Origin of the sequence: Brevundimonas sp., from assembly GCF_019636155.1 — a bacterium.
In the GTDB taxonomy this organism is placed as follows: Bacteria; Pseudomonadota; Alphaproteobacteria; order Caulobacterales; family Caulobacteraceae; genus Brevundimonas.
Map to the genome: position 1 here is coordinate 227,646 of NZ_JAHBYB010000001.1, position 15,364 is coordinate 243,009.

18 protein-coding genes and 2 tRNA genes are annotated in these 15,364 nt (G+C 67.8%); 11 read left to right on the forward strand and 9 right to left on the reverse strand.

Features of this window, described 5'->3' with window-relative positions:
• Positions 1–75: 75 nt before the first annotated feature.
• Positions 76–240 carry a hypothetical protein gene (locus tag KF910_RS01250; protein ID WP_292258391.1) on the reverse strand — a complete coding sequence of 55 codons (165 nt, stop codon included), beginning with the start codon at positions 238–240 and terminating at the stop codon, positions 76–78.
• Positions 241–338: 98 nt separating this feature from the next.
• On the opposite strand from KF910_RS01250, the gene KF910_RS01255 reads away from it, so the two are divergent.
• Positions 339–413: transfer RNA gene (locus KF910_RS01255), tRNA-Thr, on the forward strand.
• 64 nt (positions 414–477) lie between these two features.
• On the opposite strand, the gene KF910_RS01260 is transcribed toward KF910_RS01255, so the two are convergent.
• From KF910_RS01260 to KF910_RS01270, 3 genes are all read right to left on the reverse strand, one after another.
• Entirely contained in the window at positions 478–966 is a 489-nt protein-coding gene (locus KF910_RS01260; protein ID WP_292258392.1) for a hypothetical protein, read from the reverse strand.
• 46 nt (positions 967–1,012) lie between these two features.
• Positions 1,013–1,480: a peptide-methionine (R)-S-oxide reductase MsrB gene (gene msrB, locus KF910_RS01265; protein ID WP_292258393.1), complete on the reverse strand. Its 468-nt coding sequence runs from the start codon at positions 1,478–1,480 to the stop codon at positions 1,013–1,015.
• A 76-nt stretch (positions 1,481–1,556) separates the two neighbouring features.
• A complete protein-coding gene (locus KF910_RS01270; protein WP_292258394.1) occupies positions 1,557–3,038 on the reverse strand; it encodes a hypothetical protein in 1,482 nt (493 codons plus the stop codon).
• Positions 3,039–3,216: 178 nt separating this feature from the next.
• Between KF910_RS01270 and KF910_RS01275 the strand changes: the two genes are divergently transcribed.
• Both KF910_RS01275 and KF910_RS01280 read left to right on the forward strand, forming a co-directional pair.
• Positions 3,217–5,199 carry an acetyl-CoA carboxylase biotin carboxylase subunit gene (locus KF910_RS01275; RefSeq protein WP_292258395.1) on the forward strand — a complete coding sequence of 661 codons (1,983 nt, stop codon included), beginning with the start codon at positions 3,217–3,219 and terminating at the stop codon, positions 5,197–5,199.
• Entirely contained in the window at positions 5,196–5,582 is a 387-nt protein-coding gene (locus KF910_RS01280) for a DUF805 domain-containing protein (RefSeq protein ID WP_292258396.1), read from the forward strand. The genes KF910_RS01275 and KF910_RS01280 overlap by 4 nt, the downstream gene beginning before the upstream one ends.
• Positions 5,583–5,584: 2 nt before the next feature.
• Here the strand turns inward: KF910_RS01280 and lipB are convergent, their stop codons facing one another.
• Positions 5,585–6,268, reverse strand: coding sequence for a lipoyl(octanoyl) transferase LipB (lipB, locus tag KF910_RS01285; RefSeq protein ID WP_292258397.1), 684 nt, complete (start codon positions 6,266–6,268; stop codon positions 5,585–5,587).
• Between the two features lie 69 nt (positions 6,269–6,337).
• Here lipB and KF910_RS01290 point away from each other — a divergent pair, with 69 nt between their 5' ends.
• Positions 6,338–6,589, forward strand: coding sequence for a FliM/FliN family flagellar motor switch protein (locus tag KF910_RS01290; RefSeq protein WP_292258398.1), 252 nt, complete (start codon positions 6,338–6,340; stop codon positions 6,587–6,589).
• Here the strand turns inward: KF910_RS01290 and KF910_RS01295 are convergent.
• A complete protein-coding gene (locus KF910_RS01295) occupies positions 6,570–7,496 on the reverse strand; it encodes a hypothetical protein (protein WP_292258399.1) in 927 nt (308 codons plus the stop codon). The two genes, KF910_RS01290 and KF910_RS01295, sit on opposite strands and share 20 nt — an antisense overlap.
• A 116-nt stretch (positions 7,497–7,612) precedes the next feature.
• Between KF910_RS01295 and KF910_RS01300 the strand changes: the two genes are divergently transcribed.
• The 7 genes from KF910_RS01300 (at position 7,613) to KF910_RS01330 (ending at position 13,181) form a co-directional block, all read left to right on the forward strand.
• Positions 7,613–7,699 (forward strand) — tRNA-Leu (locus KF910_RS01300).
• Positions 7,700–7,806: 107 nt separating this feature from the next.
• On the forward strand, positions 7,807–8,055 hold the full coding sequence (locus KF910_RS01305; RefSeq protein ID WP_292258400.1) for a GIY-YIG nuclease family protein: 249 nt from the start codon (positions 7,807–7,809) through the stop codon (positions 8,053–8,055).
• A 112-nt stretch (positions 8,056–8,167) separates the two neighbouring features.
• Positions 8,168–9,580 carry a magnesium transporter gene (mgtE, locus tag KF910_RS01310; protein ID WP_292258401.1) on the forward strand — a complete coding sequence of 471 codons (1,413 nt, stop codon included), beginning with the start codon at positions 8,168–8,170 and terminating at the stop codon, positions 9,578–9,580.
• 69 nt (positions 9,581–9,649) lie between these two features.
• Positions 9,650–11,029, forward strand: a complete 1,380-nt coding sequence (locus KF910_RS01315) for a lysozyme (RefSeq protein WP_292258402.1) — start codon at positions 9,650–9,652, stop codon at positions 11,027–11,029.
• 40 nt (positions 11,030–11,069) lie between these two features.
• Complete coding sequence (locus KF910_RS01320) at positions 11,070–12,233, forward strand: isovaleryl-CoA dehydrogenase (RefSeq protein WP_292258403.1); 1,164 nt, start codon at positions 11,070–11,072, stop codon at positions 12,231–12,233.
• 33 nt (positions 12,234–12,266) lie between these two features.
• Complete coding sequence (locus tag KF910_RS01325) at positions 12,267–12,449, forward strand: DUF3008 family protein (protein WP_292258404.1); 183 nt, start codon at positions 12,267–12,269, stop codon at positions 12,447–12,449.
• 93 nt (positions 12,450–12,542) lie between these two features.
• Positions 12,543–13,181, forward strand: a complete 639-nt coding sequence (locus KF910_RS01330; RefSeq protein ID WP_292258405.1) for an exopolysaccharide biosynthesis protein — start codon at positions 12,543–12,545, stop codon at positions 13,179–13,181.
• Between the two features lie 345 nt (positions 13,182–13,526).
• On the opposite strand, the gene KF910_RS01335 is transcribed toward KF910_RS01330, so the two are convergent.
• The 3 genes from KF910_RS01335 to flbT form a co-directional block, all read right to left on the reverse strand.
• Positions 13,527–14,360: a flagellin gene (locus KF910_RS01335; RefSeq protein ID WP_292258406.1), complete on the reverse strand. Its 834-nt coding sequence runs from the start codon at positions 14,358–14,360 to the stop codon at positions 13,527–13,529.
• A gap of 196 nt (positions 14,361–14,556) precedes the next feature.
• Complete coding sequence (gene flaF, locus KF910_RS01340; RefSeq protein ID WP_292258407.1) at positions 14,557–14,919, reverse strand: flagellar biosynthesis regulator FlaF; 363 nt, start codon at positions 14,917–14,919, stop codon at positions 14,557–14,559.
• Positions 14,900–15,301 (reverse strand): flagellar biosynthesis repressor FlbT, encoded by a 402-nt coding sequence (gene flbT, locus KF910_RS01345; protein WP_292258408.1) that lies wholly within the window; start codon positions 15,299–15,301, stop codon positions 14,900–14,902. Before flbT ends, flaF begins: the two co-directional genes overlap by 20 nt.
• Positions 15,302–15,364 lie beyond the last annotated feature (63 nt).

A 15,364-nucleotide genomic window follows, 5' to 3' on the forward strand; every position in this document is an offset into this window, starting at 1 on the left:
GAAGCGGCGTGCCTCGGCGGATCGGCTATCTAGCAAGGCCGGATGCGATAGCGAAAGACCGGGGCGCGATGACTTTCAGTTGCGCTTTTCGGCCAGGGTCGGCCGCACGGCCTTGCGCCGCCTCAGGTTGTCGCGCAGGGCCGCGGCCAGGCGGGCGGCGCGCTCGGCCCTGGCCTTGGCTTCCGGGGCCTTGTCTTCCGGGGTCTCTGCGGTCTGGGGTTTTTCGGGGGGCGCGCTCATGCGGCCATGTCACCCGGATCAAAACTTTTGCGCAAGCGGTCGATTTGGGGCTTTCCCCCCGCCGGTCGTTTGGCTATACGGCCGCTCTCTCAGATTTCGCCGCCGTAGCTCAGTGGTAGAGCGCATCCTTGGTAAGGCTGAGGTCGGCAGTTCAATCCTGCCCGGCGGCACCATCTTCTTCTTCCCGGCGTCTTACAAGGCGCCGGGAAGGACACCCCCCGAAATCGAAACCGCGTCTCAGCGCGGGCGAGATATGTCCCAGGCCTCGGCGGCGTCGGGGGCCCAGGGCCAGTCGCGCGCCGCGGCGGACCGACCGTATCCCCAGCCGTCAGGGCCATAGGACCACAGGCCGTTCTCGGTGCGGCGATAGCTGAGGTCCAGCCGGCTGCCTTCGCCGATCGGCACGGACAACCGCACGCCGCCGTCGCGATAGCCGTGGGTCCCGATTCCCGCGATGATCTCGCCATGCAGACGGCGATCCGCGGCGGGTCGGGCGTCTTCGAACGGAACCGGGCCATCCGCGCGCCGGTCTTCGATCCAGCGGGCGATCTGCTGATCGGTGGTCAGATCCTGGGCCAGGGTGGAGGCCAGGGTGATTGCCGGGGCTTCGACCGCCGCCGGGGCGGTGGCGTCGGCGGGAGGCAGGGCCGTGGCGGGCGCCGTGACCACGACCTGGGAGGCGTCCTGGACCAGCGCCAGGCTCAGGGCCAGCAGGCTGATGATCATGGCGACGCCTCCTTGGCCGACAGTCTAGCCGCGATTGCGGCGGCGATCAGGCCGTTCCGTCGCCGCGCCCCAGCGGATCGGGCAAAGCCTCGCCCTCGGGCGTGAAACTCAGGGCGACCGAGTTGATGCAATAGCGGTTTCCGGTCGGCGGCGGCCCGTCGGGAAAGACGTGGCCCTGGTGGCTGTCGCAGCGGGCGCAGCGGGTCTCGACCCGCACCATGCCATAGCTCTCGTCGCGCACTTCGCGCACGTGCTCGGGATCGACCGGCTCGGTGAAACTGGGCCAGCCGGTGCCGCTCTCGAATTTTGTGCGGCTGCGGAACAGGGGCAGGCCGCATTCCCGACAGCAGAAGACGCCCGCCCGTTTTTCGCCCAGCAAGGTTCCGCAGAAGGGCGCCTCGGTCCCGTGCGCCAGCAGGACGCGCTTCTCCTCGGCCGACAGATCGGCCTCCAGCGCCACGCGCTGGGACTCGCTGGGCGGGGTCAGGTCGAAGCCGGAGACGGAACGGGTCATGCCGTTGAAATAGGAAAGGCCGGGCCAGGGTTCCACCCCGGCCCGGCCCTGGAAGGCGTCGATCAGCTGAAGGACATCAGCCGCCGAACAGGGTCCCGACCCAGGTCCGCACGGCCTGTTCGTCGGCCGGATTGCCGGTGTAGGCCAGGCCCTGAGCCGGCTGATAGGGCTGGTTGTCGGCGCGCTGGCGGGTGGTCCAGGCCTTGTGGCCATAGCTCAGGTCCGCATAGTTCGACGGCAGGCGCACAATGGTCGGTTCGATGAAGATTGAATCCACCCCGGTGGTCGACCCGGCCAGTCGCACGTTCGGCAGACGGGTCAGCAGGTCCAGGATGTCCAGGCAGCCGCTGACGCAGCCACCATCGACCAGAACGACGATCTGGCCCTGAACCGGATTGGCGGCGCCGGTGTCCTCGGCGGCCGGGCGGCCCGGCAGGGTGAAGGTCTGCTGGCCCGCGGCGATGGCGGCGTCGAAGGCCGCGACGATGGCCGCCGTCTGTTCGATGATCGGGCCCGATTCCTGGACGAAGCGCGGATCGCCCTCCATCCGGGCCAGGGTGTCGACGAACCACTGGCGGTTGGCCGGGGTGGCGCGATAGGTGATCGAGCCGGCTTCCGGCTGACGGGGCGCCGTGAACTCGGGCGTCCAGATGCGGTTGGCCAGGCCATAGCCGCGCGAGGTGGCGTTCAGCGAGGTCCCGCCGGCGCCGCGCAGGTCGATGACCGCGCCCTGCGGGCCGCGGATGGCGTCGATCTGGCTTTCGACCTGGCCGTAGAAGGCGGCCCAGTCGGCGTTGTCGGCCAGGGAGTGGACGTTGATCCAGGGCCGGCCGTTCACCGACTCCACCACCAGCGGCGTCGCATTGGGGGTATAGACCGAATGGCGATAGGCGGCCTCGACCGAGGCGGGGTCCGCCGGCTGGATCTTCAGCTCATATTCCCGCTCGCGGCGGCCCTGACGGAATTTGCAGAACTGGGGCATGCCGGTGGCGAACGGATTGTTCCGGTTCCACAGCAGATAGGGGGCGGTGCGGACGCGGCCGGCCTCGGTGTTCAGATCGCCTTCCCAGAGATCCAGCTTGGTGCGGGCCAGATCCTCGGCCGGGATTTCGTTGCACGACACCAGGACGGCTCCGACCGGCGGCGCGCCGCGCAAGCCCGGGTGGACATAGGAGACTTCGTAGTGATCGCCGCTCCAGCGGGTGGTGAAGCCCGGCCAGGTGGTGGCGAAGAACGGCCCCAGGCCTTCGAAGGTCGGCCGGATCGCCGTGTTCCCGTCGCGGAAGCCGTTGGCGTAATAGCGCATCAGATAGGCGTGGCTGTCGCCGCCCTGGACCTGGCCAATCTTGCCCATCGCGTCGGACAGGCCGCGATCCAGCCAGCTGCGGAAGCGGTCGCCGGCGGCGCCCTGGACCACGGCGGCGGGATGGTTGTCGCGCAGCTGGGCGTGGGCGGCCTCCAGGTCCTGCCGGGCCAGGCCGCGGAAGTCCTGCGCCACGGCGGCGCCGGCGACGAGGGTGACGGCCAGGGCGGACGCGGTGGAAATCAGTCGGTACATCGGTCGGACGCTCCAGGGAGGACTCAAAACGTTCGGGGACGCGTTAAACCTTATCTGCGACGGCCTTGCAAAGGCCCTGCATCGCGAAGGCGATCTGATCGGGTTTACTCGCCCGGCCGCGCGCCCTAATCCGGGCGGCCTGAACCCCGACCCAGCAGCGTCGCCGGACCCATTGCGCATGTTCAAGAAAATCCTGATCGCCAACCGTGGCGAGATCGCCGTCCGCATCATCAAAACGTGCCGGAAACTGGGCATTGCGACGGTGCAGGTCTATTCCGAGGCCGACGCCGGGTCGCTGGCGGTCGAGATGGCGGACGAAAGCGTCCTGATCGGCCCGGCGCCCGCGGCCCAGTCCTATCTTCTGGCCGACCGGATCATAGAGGCCGTGCGCCAGACGGGCGCCGAGGCGATCCATCCCGGTTTCGGCTTCCTGTCCGAAAACGCCGCCTTCGCCCGCCGCCTGCGCGACGAAGGCATCGCCTTCATCGGCCCCAACCCCGAGGCCATCGAGGCCATGGGCGACAAGATCACCTCCAAGAAATTCGCCGCCGAGGCGGGCGTCTCGACCGTGCCGGGGCACATGGGCCTGATCGACACGCCGGAGGAGGCGGTCAGGATCGCGCGCGAGATCGGCTACCCGGTGATGATCAAGGCTTCGGCGGGCGGCGGCGGCAAGGGCATCCGCGTGGCCGAGGGCGACGCCGACATGGCCGAGGGCTTCGCCGCGGTGAAGGCCGAGGCGCTGAACGCCTTCGGCGACGACCGGGTCTTCCTGGAGAAGTTCATCGTCGATCCGCGCCACATCGAGATTCAGGTGCTGGGCGACAAGCACGGCGCCGTCGTCCACCTGTTCGAGCGCGAATGCTCGATCCAGCGCCGCAACCAGAAGGTCATCGAAGAGGCTCCCTCCCCGCTTCTGGACGCCAAGACCCGGGCCGAGATGGGCGCCCAGGCCGTCGCCCTGGCCAAGGCGGTGAACTACGACAGCGCCGGCACGGTCGAATTCGTCGCCGGCCAGGACAAGTCCTTCTATTTCCTGGAGATGAACACCCGGCTTCAGGTCGAGCATCCGGTGACCGAACTGATCACCGGCGTCGATCTGGTCGAACAGATGATTCGCTCGGCCTGGGGCGAACACCTGGCGTTCAAGCAGGACGACCTGAAGATCTACGGCTGGGCCATCGAAAGCCGCATCTACGCCGAAGACCCCTATCGCGGCTTCCTGCCCTCCATCGGCCGGCTGGTCCGCTATGAGCAGCCTGAGGAGGGCGATCAGGGCGGCTACACGGTCCGCAACGATTCCGGCGTGCGCGAAGGCGACGAGGTGTCGATGTTCTATGACCCCATGATCGCCAAGCTGTGCGCCTGGGCCCCGACGCGCGCGGGCGCCATCGACGGCATGGCCAGGGCGCTGGAGGAAACCCATCTGGCCGGGGTCGGCCACAACATCCCTTTCCTGTCGGCGGTGATGGACCAGGACCGGTTCCGGTCCGGCGCCCTGACCACCCGCTATATCCAGGACGAGTTCCCGGACGGCTTCCACGGCCTGAGCCCCGACCGGCGTCAGGCCGACATCCTGATCGCCGCCGCCTGCGCCATGAACGAGATCGTTTCGGACCAGGCGGGCGATCCGTCCGACCGCACCGACTGGATCGTGATGATCGACCGCGATCCGCACGGAGTCAGCCTGGCCTATGACGACGACGAGGCCCTGACCCTGGACCTGGCGGGTCAGGACCGCTCCCTGCGGCTGGAGGCCATCGACTGGCGCCCCGGCCTGGCCCAGTTCCGCGCCGTTCTGGACGACCGGCCCTTCACAGCCGAGGTCAGGAAGACCGCCGACGGCTGGGACATCCGCCACCGCGCGGCCAGGGCTCGGGTCCGGGTCCTGACCCCGCGCCACGCGGAACTCTACGCCCGCCTGCCCGAGAAACAGGCCGCCGACACCTCGAAACAGGTGTTGTCGCCCATGCCGGGGCTGGTCGTCTCCATCCCCGTGACCGTCGGCCAGGAGGTCAAGACCGGCGAGACCGTGGCCATCATCGAGGCCATGAAGATGCAGAACATCCTCAAGGCCGAGCGCGACGGCGTCATCAAGGCCATCGGCGCCCAGGCCGGCGATCCGGTCGCCGCCGACGACGTGCTGGTGGAGTTCGAGTGAGCGGGGCCCAGCGGCTGGGCGATCTGTATCTGACGGCGTCCGGCCGGATCGGGCGGCGGGGTTTCGTATTCGGCCTGGCGCCGCTGGCGGCGATCTGGACGGCGTTTGTGATCCTGATCCCTGAGCCTATGGCCTGGGTCGCGCGGGTGCTGGCGCTGGTTCTGCTGTATCTCGCCGCCTGCGTCACGGCCCAGAGGCTGCATGATCGCGGCCGGGCGGGATGGTGGATATGGCCGCTGCTGACCGCAGGGATCGCGGCCTGGATCTGGCGCGAGACGCCGTTCGGATGGGCCCTGGGCGTCCTGTTGGTGGCGCCGCTGTCGGACCTGGCGCTGCGACCGGGCCAGCCTGCGTTCAACCGCTACGGCGCGCCGCCGCACTGAAATCAGACGGGCGGCGCGCCCTCGGCCACCGGCCCGAACACATCCTGAAACGCCGCCTTCAGGGCCGCGTCGGCGTCGTCCATAGAGGCGGTCAGGCCCAGGTCCAGCAGGCTGGTGACGCCATGTTCGGCGATGCCGCAGGGCACGATGCCGCCGAAATGGTCCAGATCCGGATCCACGTTCAGGCTGATCCCGTGGAATGTGACCCAGCGGCGCACCTTCACCCCGATAGCGGCGATCTTGTCCTCGCGCGACCAGCCCGCCCCCTTGCGCTCGACCCAGACGCCGACACGGCCGTCGCGCACCCCGGCGGGCACGCCCAGCCGGTCCAGGGCGCCGATGATCCAGCCCTCCAGCCCGCGCACGAAGGCCCGCACATCGCGCCCGCGCCGGTTCAGGTCCAGCATGACATAGGCCACCCTCTGGCCCGGCCCGTGATAGGTGAACTGCCCGCCCCGGCCCGTGCGATGCACCGGAAACCGGTCAGGCGTCAGCAGGTCGGCGTCCTTGCTCGACACCCCCGCAGTGTAGAGGGGCGGATGCTCCAGCAGCCACACCATTTCGCCCGCCCGGCCCTCGGAAATGGCCGCGACCCGCGCCTCCATGGCCGCCACCGCCTCTTCATAGCCGACCCGACCCGGCGAGACGGCCCATTCGACCGGCGAATTTAACGGCTGCGAAAGCATGCCGCTTCAATGTGGTCGCGGGCCGCCCCGCGCAAGGCCCGACCGTCCGAAGCCTGTCGCCGAGTTCCCATGAGCCAGATCGAAGCCGTCGATGTCGAGCTGTCCGTCGTCCTGGGCCGGTCGGTGCTGCCGATGTCGCAACTGCTGAAGATGGGTCGCGGCGCGGTCATTCCGCTGAACGCCTCGGAAAGCGACGAGGTATGGATCCTGGCCAACAACCACCCGGTCGCTCGCGGCCAGATCGAGATTCGCGACGACCGCATCGCCATCACGGTCACGCGGCCGGCCGATGTCTATGATTTCATGGCGGGGTCGGCGTAGCTTCCTGCGCCAGGCGCGCTTCCGACGGCGGCCAGTTCGGATGTTCCCAATGGCGCGAGCTGGGCGACGGCTCGAAGGGATAGGTCATCTGGCTTCGCCAGCTGTCGATCCGCATCAGTTCATGCACGGCCGGAACCATCAGCTGCAGCAGGACGAAAGCCAGGACCACCGTCTTGCGGCCTAGCTTCCAAGCTGCCCACATTCCGATAACCGCAATCAGGCCCACGACTGTCTCGGCCACGCCGAACCAGAACCAGATGTCGTTGCTAAAGGCCCAACCCGCCCAATAGGTCTGCTCGACAGCCCCTTGCAGTCTCAGAGCTGAAAAGGCCGTCATGACGACAGCGAGCGCAATCCAGGGCCCCCGACGCCAGGACCAGCTCCTGCCCCACCGCCCCTGCCGTGCCGCGAGAAAGAATCCGGCGACCGTCAGGCCCAGGCCGCCGATGATCAGCGGCCATGGCAGGCTCACCAGATATTTGGGGCCGCGATAGAGGAAGGAGTTCTGCAACCGGCCGCCGTGCGCATCTATCCTTTGCGCGACAATCGCACCGGGCCAGGACGCCAAATGTCCATTCCGGTCCGCCCTAAAGACGCCCGAGACTACAACATACCGACCATCAAGCCTGCGCCGAGCCGCACTATCGCGTCGTTCGGGACCTTCGATCGAGACACCATTCTCCGGGAAAAATTGTTCGGCGTCCGTTTTCCCGACCCATAGGGAATCACCCTCGAATTCCAGGACGAGATAGCCCGAGGTCGTGATGTGTTTGCCATGGAAGCGGGAGGGATCAGCAACTATGGCCGACAGCGGCGTCCGGTTGCTCGAGGCAAAGCTCTCGGACCAGGGCGGTATCGCCGCGCTGATCTGCATCAGCGAAAGGATGATGAGGAGCCATCGCCACATGGTCGAAGTGCACCACGAGGCGCGTCGCGCGACAAGAAGTGCAAACGATCTTCCAATGCGCCGAGCCGCCCTTCCCTTTCCTCGCGGCCTGCTGTATCGCCCGCGCTCCGATGCGAGCGGTCGTGGCGGAATTGGTAGACGCGCAGCGTTGAGGTCGCTGTTCCCTAACCGGAGTGGAAGTTCGAGTCTTCTCGACCGCACCATCCTGCTTCGCCCTTCGGGCTTCGCAGGATTTGCATCGGCGGCGTGAGGCGAAGCAGGATGCCCTGCGAAGCCTTGGCGTAGTAGGGCTGCTCGACGCGAGAGCTCGATGCACTACGTCTATCTGATCGAAAGCACCTCTGACCCGACGAAGCGCTACATCGGCGTGACCCGCGATCTGAAGGCTCGTTTGACCGAGCACAACGCTGGCAAATCGGCTCACACATCCAAGCATCCGCCATGGCGCCTGGTGACCTACATCGCCTTCTCGGAGCGCTCGCAGGCCGAAGCGTTCGAGCGTTATCTCAAGTCTGGGTCGGGCCATGCCTTCGCCCGCAAGCGGCTCTGGGCATCTTGACCCAGGCATTGCCATGGTCGAGAGACGCCGCTCGACAGGTCGGCGTTCCGTGCTGGCCAATCCAGGGATGCACATCGGCTAGATAGCTGATCGACAAGCAGGGAGACCCGGCGTGAGCACCACCGCAACCGCACCCCTGCCCGAATCCGACATCGAGATCGAAGAGCATGAGGCCCTGGACGAGGACTATGTCCTGACGCCCGGCTTCGTGGAAAAGGTCGTCGACGCCGCCGACGACGGCGACGGCCTGCGGCTGCGCGGCCTGCTGGAAGACCTGCACCCCGCCGACGTGGCCGATCTGATGGGCTTTCTGACGGCCGAACATCGGGCGGTGGTGGTGCTGTGGCTGCCGCCGGAACTGCTGGCCGAGACCCTGGCGGAACTGGACGACGGCATCCGCGAGGAGGTGCTGGAGCGGGCCCCGCACAGCGCCCTGGCCGAGGCCCTGCAGGAACTGGATTCCGACGACGCGGTCGCCGTGGTCGAAGAGATGGAGGACGACCAGCGCGAGCGGGTGCTGGCCGCCATGCCCGACGTCGAACGGGCCGCCATCGAACACGCCCTGGCCTATCCGGAAGAAACCGCCGGCCGCCTGATGCAGCGCGAGGTGATGGCCGCGCCGCAGTTCTGGAATGTCGGCGACACCATCGACCACGTTCGGGCCCAGGGCGAGGACCTGCCGGAACTGTTCTTCGACATCTATGTGGTCGATCCGCTGAACCGCCCGGTCGGCGGGGTGCCGATCAGCCGCCTGCTGAGGACCCCACGGACGACGGCCCTGACCGACATCATGGAGCCGGTCAACGAGATCACCGTCGATCAGGACCAGGAAGAGGTCGCCTACGTCTTCGAGAAATACCACCTGATCTCGGCGCCCGTCATCGACGAGGGCGGACGGCTGGTGGGCCAGATCACCGTCGACGACATCGTCAACATCATCCAGGAAGAGAACCGCGAGGACATCCTGCGCCTGGCCGGGGTGTCGGACGAGGACCGCGGTTCGTCCGTGACCGAGATCGTGCGCGGCCGCGCGCCCTGGCTGGTGATCAACCTGGCCACGGCGGCCCTGGGGGCCAGCGTCATCGCCTGGTTCGGGGCCACCATCGAACAGATCGTGGCCCTGGCGGCCCTGATGCCCATCGTCTCGGCCATCGGCGGCAACGCCGGGACCCAGGCCCTGACGGTCACCGTGCGGGCCCTGGCCACCCGCGAACTGAACAGTTCCAACGCCCGCCGCACCTTCGGCCGCGAACTGATGGTGGGCCTGGCCAACGGCCTGGTGCTGGCGCCCCTGGTCGGGGTGGCGGCGGGCCTGTGGGCCTGGGACTGGCGCATGGGGGCGGTGATCGCCGCCGCCATGGTGCTGAACCTGCTGGTGGCCGCCAGCGTCGGGGTCCTGACCCCCCTGACCCTGTCGAAGCTGAAACAGGACCCGGCGGTGTCGTCGGCCGTCTTCGTCACGGCGACGACGGATTTCTTCGGCTTCCTGATCTTCCTGGGTCTGGCGACCGTGGTCCTGCTTTAAGGGGAACCGGCGCGGGGCTTGCTGCTTCCCCGGGGAAGCGAGCGATTCCGTCTCGATTTGGGTCAGTCAGTGTCCGACGTCACGCCGAACCGCATGAAGGTCTCCCGCGAGGGGATCGTGCTCATCAAGAGCTTCGAGGGCTTCCGGCCTCGCGCCGTGCCGCGTCCGGACGGCGGCTGGGTCATCGGCTATGGCCACACCGCCTCGGCCCGCGAAGGTCTGACGGTCGGAGAGGCGGACGCCGAACTGCTGTTGCAATACGACCTGATCCCGGTGGTGAAGGCCCTGCACGACCAGGTCGCCGCGCCGCTGAACCAGCACCAGTTCGACGCCCTGGCCAGTTTCGCCTTCTCCCTGGGCGTCGAGCGGTTCGCGGGATCGGACGTCCTGGCGCGGATCAATGCGGGCTCCCAGACCGAGGCGGCCGACGCCCTGTTCGGCTGGCCCGAGCCTCCGGGGGCCGAAGCGGCCCTGCGCCGCCGCGCGGCGGAACGGGCCCTGTTCGTCGCGGCGCCCGACGCGCGGGTCACCCTGGCCGACCTTCTGGCGGCCCCCCTGCCCTTGCCGCCGGCGGCTGAACCGGATCCCGACCCGGAACCCGAACCCCAGGCTGGGCGCATCGACGCCCGCGCCGCCGCGGTCGCACATCTGCTGGGAGAGCCCGCGTCGGAAGCCCCGGCCGAGAGCGCCCCGGCCCCGACACACTCCGAAATCTCGTCCAACGATGAGCCGGACGGCGACGCCCGCCACAGTGCGTTGTCGCGTTACTCCCCCTATCAGGCCGCCGTCATCGGCCCCCTGATCACCCTGGACCAGACCCCGGCCATCGGCGGCGCGGTGATCGTGCCCTTCGCCCCGCTGGGCCGGCCCCCTGCTGCAGCAGAGCCCGCGGCCCCGGTGGCCGAAGAGACCGCCGAACCGGCGGCCGAGCTCGTCGCCGAGCCCGCCGAACACCAACCGGCCCCGGCGGAGGAAGTGGTCGAGCCGCTGATCGAGGCGCCCGCCATCACCGAGGTCGCGCCCCAGGCTGAACCGCCGCAGGCGGTGGCGCCCGAACCCCTGGTCCTGACCCCGCCGCTGGAAAGCCCGCCCGCCGACGCCCGGCCCGTGTGGACGCCGGATCAGCGTGGCGCAGAGGCCACCGCGGGCGACGACGGCGCCAGTCTGTTCGAAGGCGCCGAGGACCCGGGTCCGGTCATCCGCCGCGAGATCGAGCCCGCCGCGCCGGGCCGGGACTGGAGCGAGACCGGCGCCTTCCTGGTCATGGGCGGAATCGGCCTGGTGTCGTTCGGGGCGGCCATGGCCGCCTTCCGACGCGCGGCCCTGGAAGGATCGGGCGGCGAACAGACGGCCCTGATCGGCTGGGTCCTGGCGGTCATCGCCCTGATCTGCGTCGGGGTGTCCAGTTTCAACCTCTACCAGCGCTGGGGCCGGTCGGCGGCGGACTGATCCGCTTTGCGGCGCGCGCGGGGGGTGCTAACCCGCCGGCATGAGCATTCCCTTCGCCCCCCAATCCATGGAATTCGGCCTCGGCGAGACGGCCGACGCCATTCGCGACACCACGGCCCGATGGGCCGCCGACCGGCTGGCGCCGCGCGCCGCCGAGATCGACGCGAAGAACGAATTCGCCCGCGACCTGTGGCCCGAAATGGGCGAGCTGGGCCTGCACGGCATCACGGTGGAAGAAGAGTTCGGCGGCCTGGGCCTGGGCTATCTGGAACACGTCGTGGCCATGGAGGAGGTGTCCCGCGCCTCGGCCTCGATCGGGCTCAGCTACGGCGCCCACTCGAACCTGTGCGTCAACCAGATCCGCCGCTGGGGCACGGACGCGCAGAAGCAGAAATACCTGCCCAAGCTGATCAGCGGCGAACACGTCGGCTCGCTGGCCATGTCGGAGGCCGGGTCGGGCTCGGACGTCATGTCGATGAAGACCCGCGCCGACAGGAAGGGCGACCGCTACGTCCTGAACGGGACCAAATTCTGGATCACCAACGCCCCCCACGCCGAGACCCTGGTGGTCTATGCCCGCACCGGCGACGGCAACGGCGGCGTCACCGCCTTCCTGGTCGAAAAGGGCATGAAGGGCTTCAGCGTCTCCAAGAAGCTGGACAAGATGGGCATGCGCGGCTCGGACACGGCCGAACTGGTGTTCGAGGACTGCGAGGTTCCGGCCGAGAACATCATGGGCGGCGAAGGGCGTGGCGCGGCCGTGCTGATGAGCGGCCTGGACTATGAGCGGGCGGTCCTGTCGGCCGGTCCTCTGGGCATCATGCAGGCGGCGCTGGACGTGGTCCTGCCCTATGTCCGCGACCGCAAGCAGTTCGGCAAGGCGATCGGGTCGTTCCAGCTGATGCAGGGCAAGGTGGCCGACATGTATGTCGCCCTGAACAGCGCCCGGGCCTATGTCTATTCGGTCGCGCGCGCCTGCGATCAGGGCCTGACCACCCGCTATGACGCCGCCGGCGCCATCCTGCTGGCCAGCGAGAACGCAGTGAAGGTCACCTTGGAAGCCGTCCAGGCCCTGGGCGGCGCGGGCTACACCCGGGAATGGCCGGTCGAGCGGCTGGTGCGCGACGCCAAGCTGTACGACATCGGCGCCGGCACCAACGAGATCCGCCGCTTCCTGATCGGTCGGGAACTGCTGGGAAGCTGACGGTTTCCTTCTCTCGAGGAAGGAGACCACCCCATGCCCGCAAAATCCGCAGCCCAGCAGAAGGCCGCCGGCGCCGCCCTGTCGGCCAAGCGCGGCGACACGCCCAAGTCCGAACTGAAGGGCGCGTCCAAATCGATGATGTCGATGAGCGAAAAACAGCTGGAAGAGTTCGCCCACACCAAGCGCAAGGGCAAGCCGGAGCACGTCAAGCACTGACGGAGCCAGCCGCGCCTGTCTTGCCGAATGTTAAGTGGCGCCGGTGTCCGGGGGCCCCTACATGCGGGGCCTGAAGCCGAGCCGTCGAACGCCATGCCCGACTACGACTATGAAGCCGACGCCCGGCCCTTCTCGCGGCTGCTGTCCGACATTGGCGCGCGGGATGAGCCCAAACTGTATCTGGGCGAACTGATCAACGCCTTCGGGGAACGCGGTTTCGGGGCGATGATGGTCTTTCTGGGCCTGTTGAACGCCCTGGCCTCGCCCATTCCCGGATCGACGACGGTGCTGGGCGCGCCGCTGCTGCTGATCTGCCTTCAGGTGCTGTTCCTGCGGGATCAGCTGTGGATGCCCCGCTGGGCGCTGAAAAGCAGCCTGCCGCGCGCCGAGTTCCGCAGGGTCACCGGCAAGGTCGATCCTCTTTTGCGTCGGATCGAACGGATTTCGCGGCCGCGCTGGCTGGTGATGACGACGCCCGCGGCCCAGGTGCTGATCGGCCTGGCGGCCAGCCTGCTGAGCCTGATCGTCATGCTGCCGATCTTCGGGGGCAATCTGTTCCCGTCGCTGTTCGTGGCCCTGTTCGGTTTCGGCCTGATGCAGCGCGACGGGGCGGCGGTCGTCGCGGCCTGGCTTGGCGCGGCCGGTTTCGCGGCCTTCGTCTGGGCGGCCTGGGAGGTGATCAGCCGGGTCTTCCTGGCCACGGTCGGATGGTGGGGCCATCTGTTCGGCTGAATTGGAAAGGGCCGTCGCGGCGTCCGCGACGGCCCTCCATTGTCTGACCGCGGAACGGCCAGCCGAAACCCCGAAGCGAAATCACATGGATTTCGCGTTCGCTTCTGGGGGAGCCTGAAAGGTCAGGCCCGGACCTCCGAAGAAGCCAGGGTCGCGGCCACCGCACGCGATTGATGACAATGAGACACTGGATCACCTCCTTTCACGACGCGCCCCCAATCGAGCGCACAAGAGGAAGGTAGGTCTGCTTCGCGCCTCTCGCCAAGATCGTTCGCCATTATGTGATCCGAGGCCTGAAGGGCGACGCAAAAACGCCGGGGGACGGATCCCCCGGCGTCCATGCGGTCAGCCGCGGAACAGCGACAGGACCAGTTGAGGCGACTGGTTGGCGATCGACAGCGCCTGGACCCCGAGTTGCTGCTTGGTCTGCAGCGCCTGGAGCTTTGCGCTCTCCTTCGCCAGATCGGCGTCGACAAGATTGCCCACCCCGGCTTCCAGCGAGTCCATCAGCTTGCCGATGAAGGTCACATGGGTTTCCAGGGCCTTGGACTTGGTGCCCAGCCGCGCCAGGGCGGCCGAGACATTGTCGATCGAGGCGTTGACCGCCGTCAGGGCGGCGGTCGCGCCCGTAAGGGTCGAAATCGACTGCGTCGTGGTCACCGTGACATTGGTTCCGCCCAGGCCCAGCACCTCCGCACCGACGGTCAGGGTCGACACGCCGGACGCATTGGCCAGGGCCTGGAAGCCCGTGGCGCCGGTCTTCAGCAGGTTGACCCCGTTGAAGTCGGCGTTGTCGGTGACGCTGGTGATCTGGTCACGCAGCGCCGCGAAATCCTCGTTCAGGGCGACACGGGACGCCGTCTTCATCGACGGATCCTTCGCCGCGAGAGCCTTCTCCTTCATCTGCAGCAAGAGGTCGGAGACCGTCTCGCCAGCCGCCATGGCCACATCGACCGCGGCGACGCCGCGATCGAGCGACTGTTTGACCGCCCCCAGGGCGCCGATATCGGCACGTTGGCCCTGGGCGATCGCCCAGATGGCCCCGTTGTCCTTGGCTGAGGCGACCTTTTTTCCGGTGTTGATCCGGTTCTGGGTCGCGAACAGGTCGGCGTTGGTGGCGTTCAGGTTCTGGAGCGCGATCATCGCGCCCACATTGGTGTTCACCGAGCTCGAGAGCATGCGGCAGTCCTTCCATTCTGGTCGGTTGATACGGCCTTCTGGCCGCCGAACCGGTTCTGGTTCGTGCGCGCACACGCAAGATGCGGACCCACGGCGGCCCGCAACAACATGCTGATTTAGATGAGATGTTTTGAACGCCCGCCGTCACCCGGCAGGAATGGCCCGGACGACGCGGCCGCGATTGCCTAGCGCTGGGTCAGGCGGCCTCGAGCGCGCCGGCCAGGCCCTGCATGATCATGCGGTTGATGTCGATCAGAGCCTCGAAATCCTCTTCCCCGCGCATCACGGCCGAGGAATGGCGGCTGACGAACAGGCTGATCGAGATGATCTGGGCCCGCATCGGCGAGGCCAGGGCGTTGTCAGGGTCGCTGCAGTCGGTGGCCAGGGCCGACCAGAGCCGGCGGTTCCAGTCCAGGGCGTCGATCCGGGTCTTGAGATCGGCCTGATCGACGGTCGCCGCATGGGTCAGGGCGCGGGTGACCTGGCCGAACAGCCGGTATTCCATCTCGCGCGGGCTCTCGGCCCGGGCGGCCGCGGTCTTATAGGCCTGCAGCGACATGGGTCAGTCTTTCCTCGTACTCGACCAGCCGACGCGCGGCCAACAGGGCCTTGTAGTATTCTCGGGCCAGGACATGCTTGGAGGCGGCGACGCATTCGGCCATGGCCTCCGGGTTGCGGGTCGCGGTCATGAACTCGGTCAGGCGCGTGGCGAATTCGTCATGGAATTTCGTCGCCTGGCTCTCGTCGATATACATCATCATGACGGGGAAATAGATGCGTCGGGCCGGGGTGGTGACCTCATCCGCCTGCATGATGTCCTTTTCGCGCAGGACATTGGCCTTGTTCTGCAGGATCAGGACGCCGCGACGGTCGCCGTTCTGGACCACGGCGCCGTTGAGCACGAATTTCTCGCCCGGCTTGAGCGACAGTTTCAACGGCATCCGGCAGGACTCCCCCTCTGGCCCGCACGGCCATCTAAGTCGCGCGGCGCTGAGCGAAGGCTA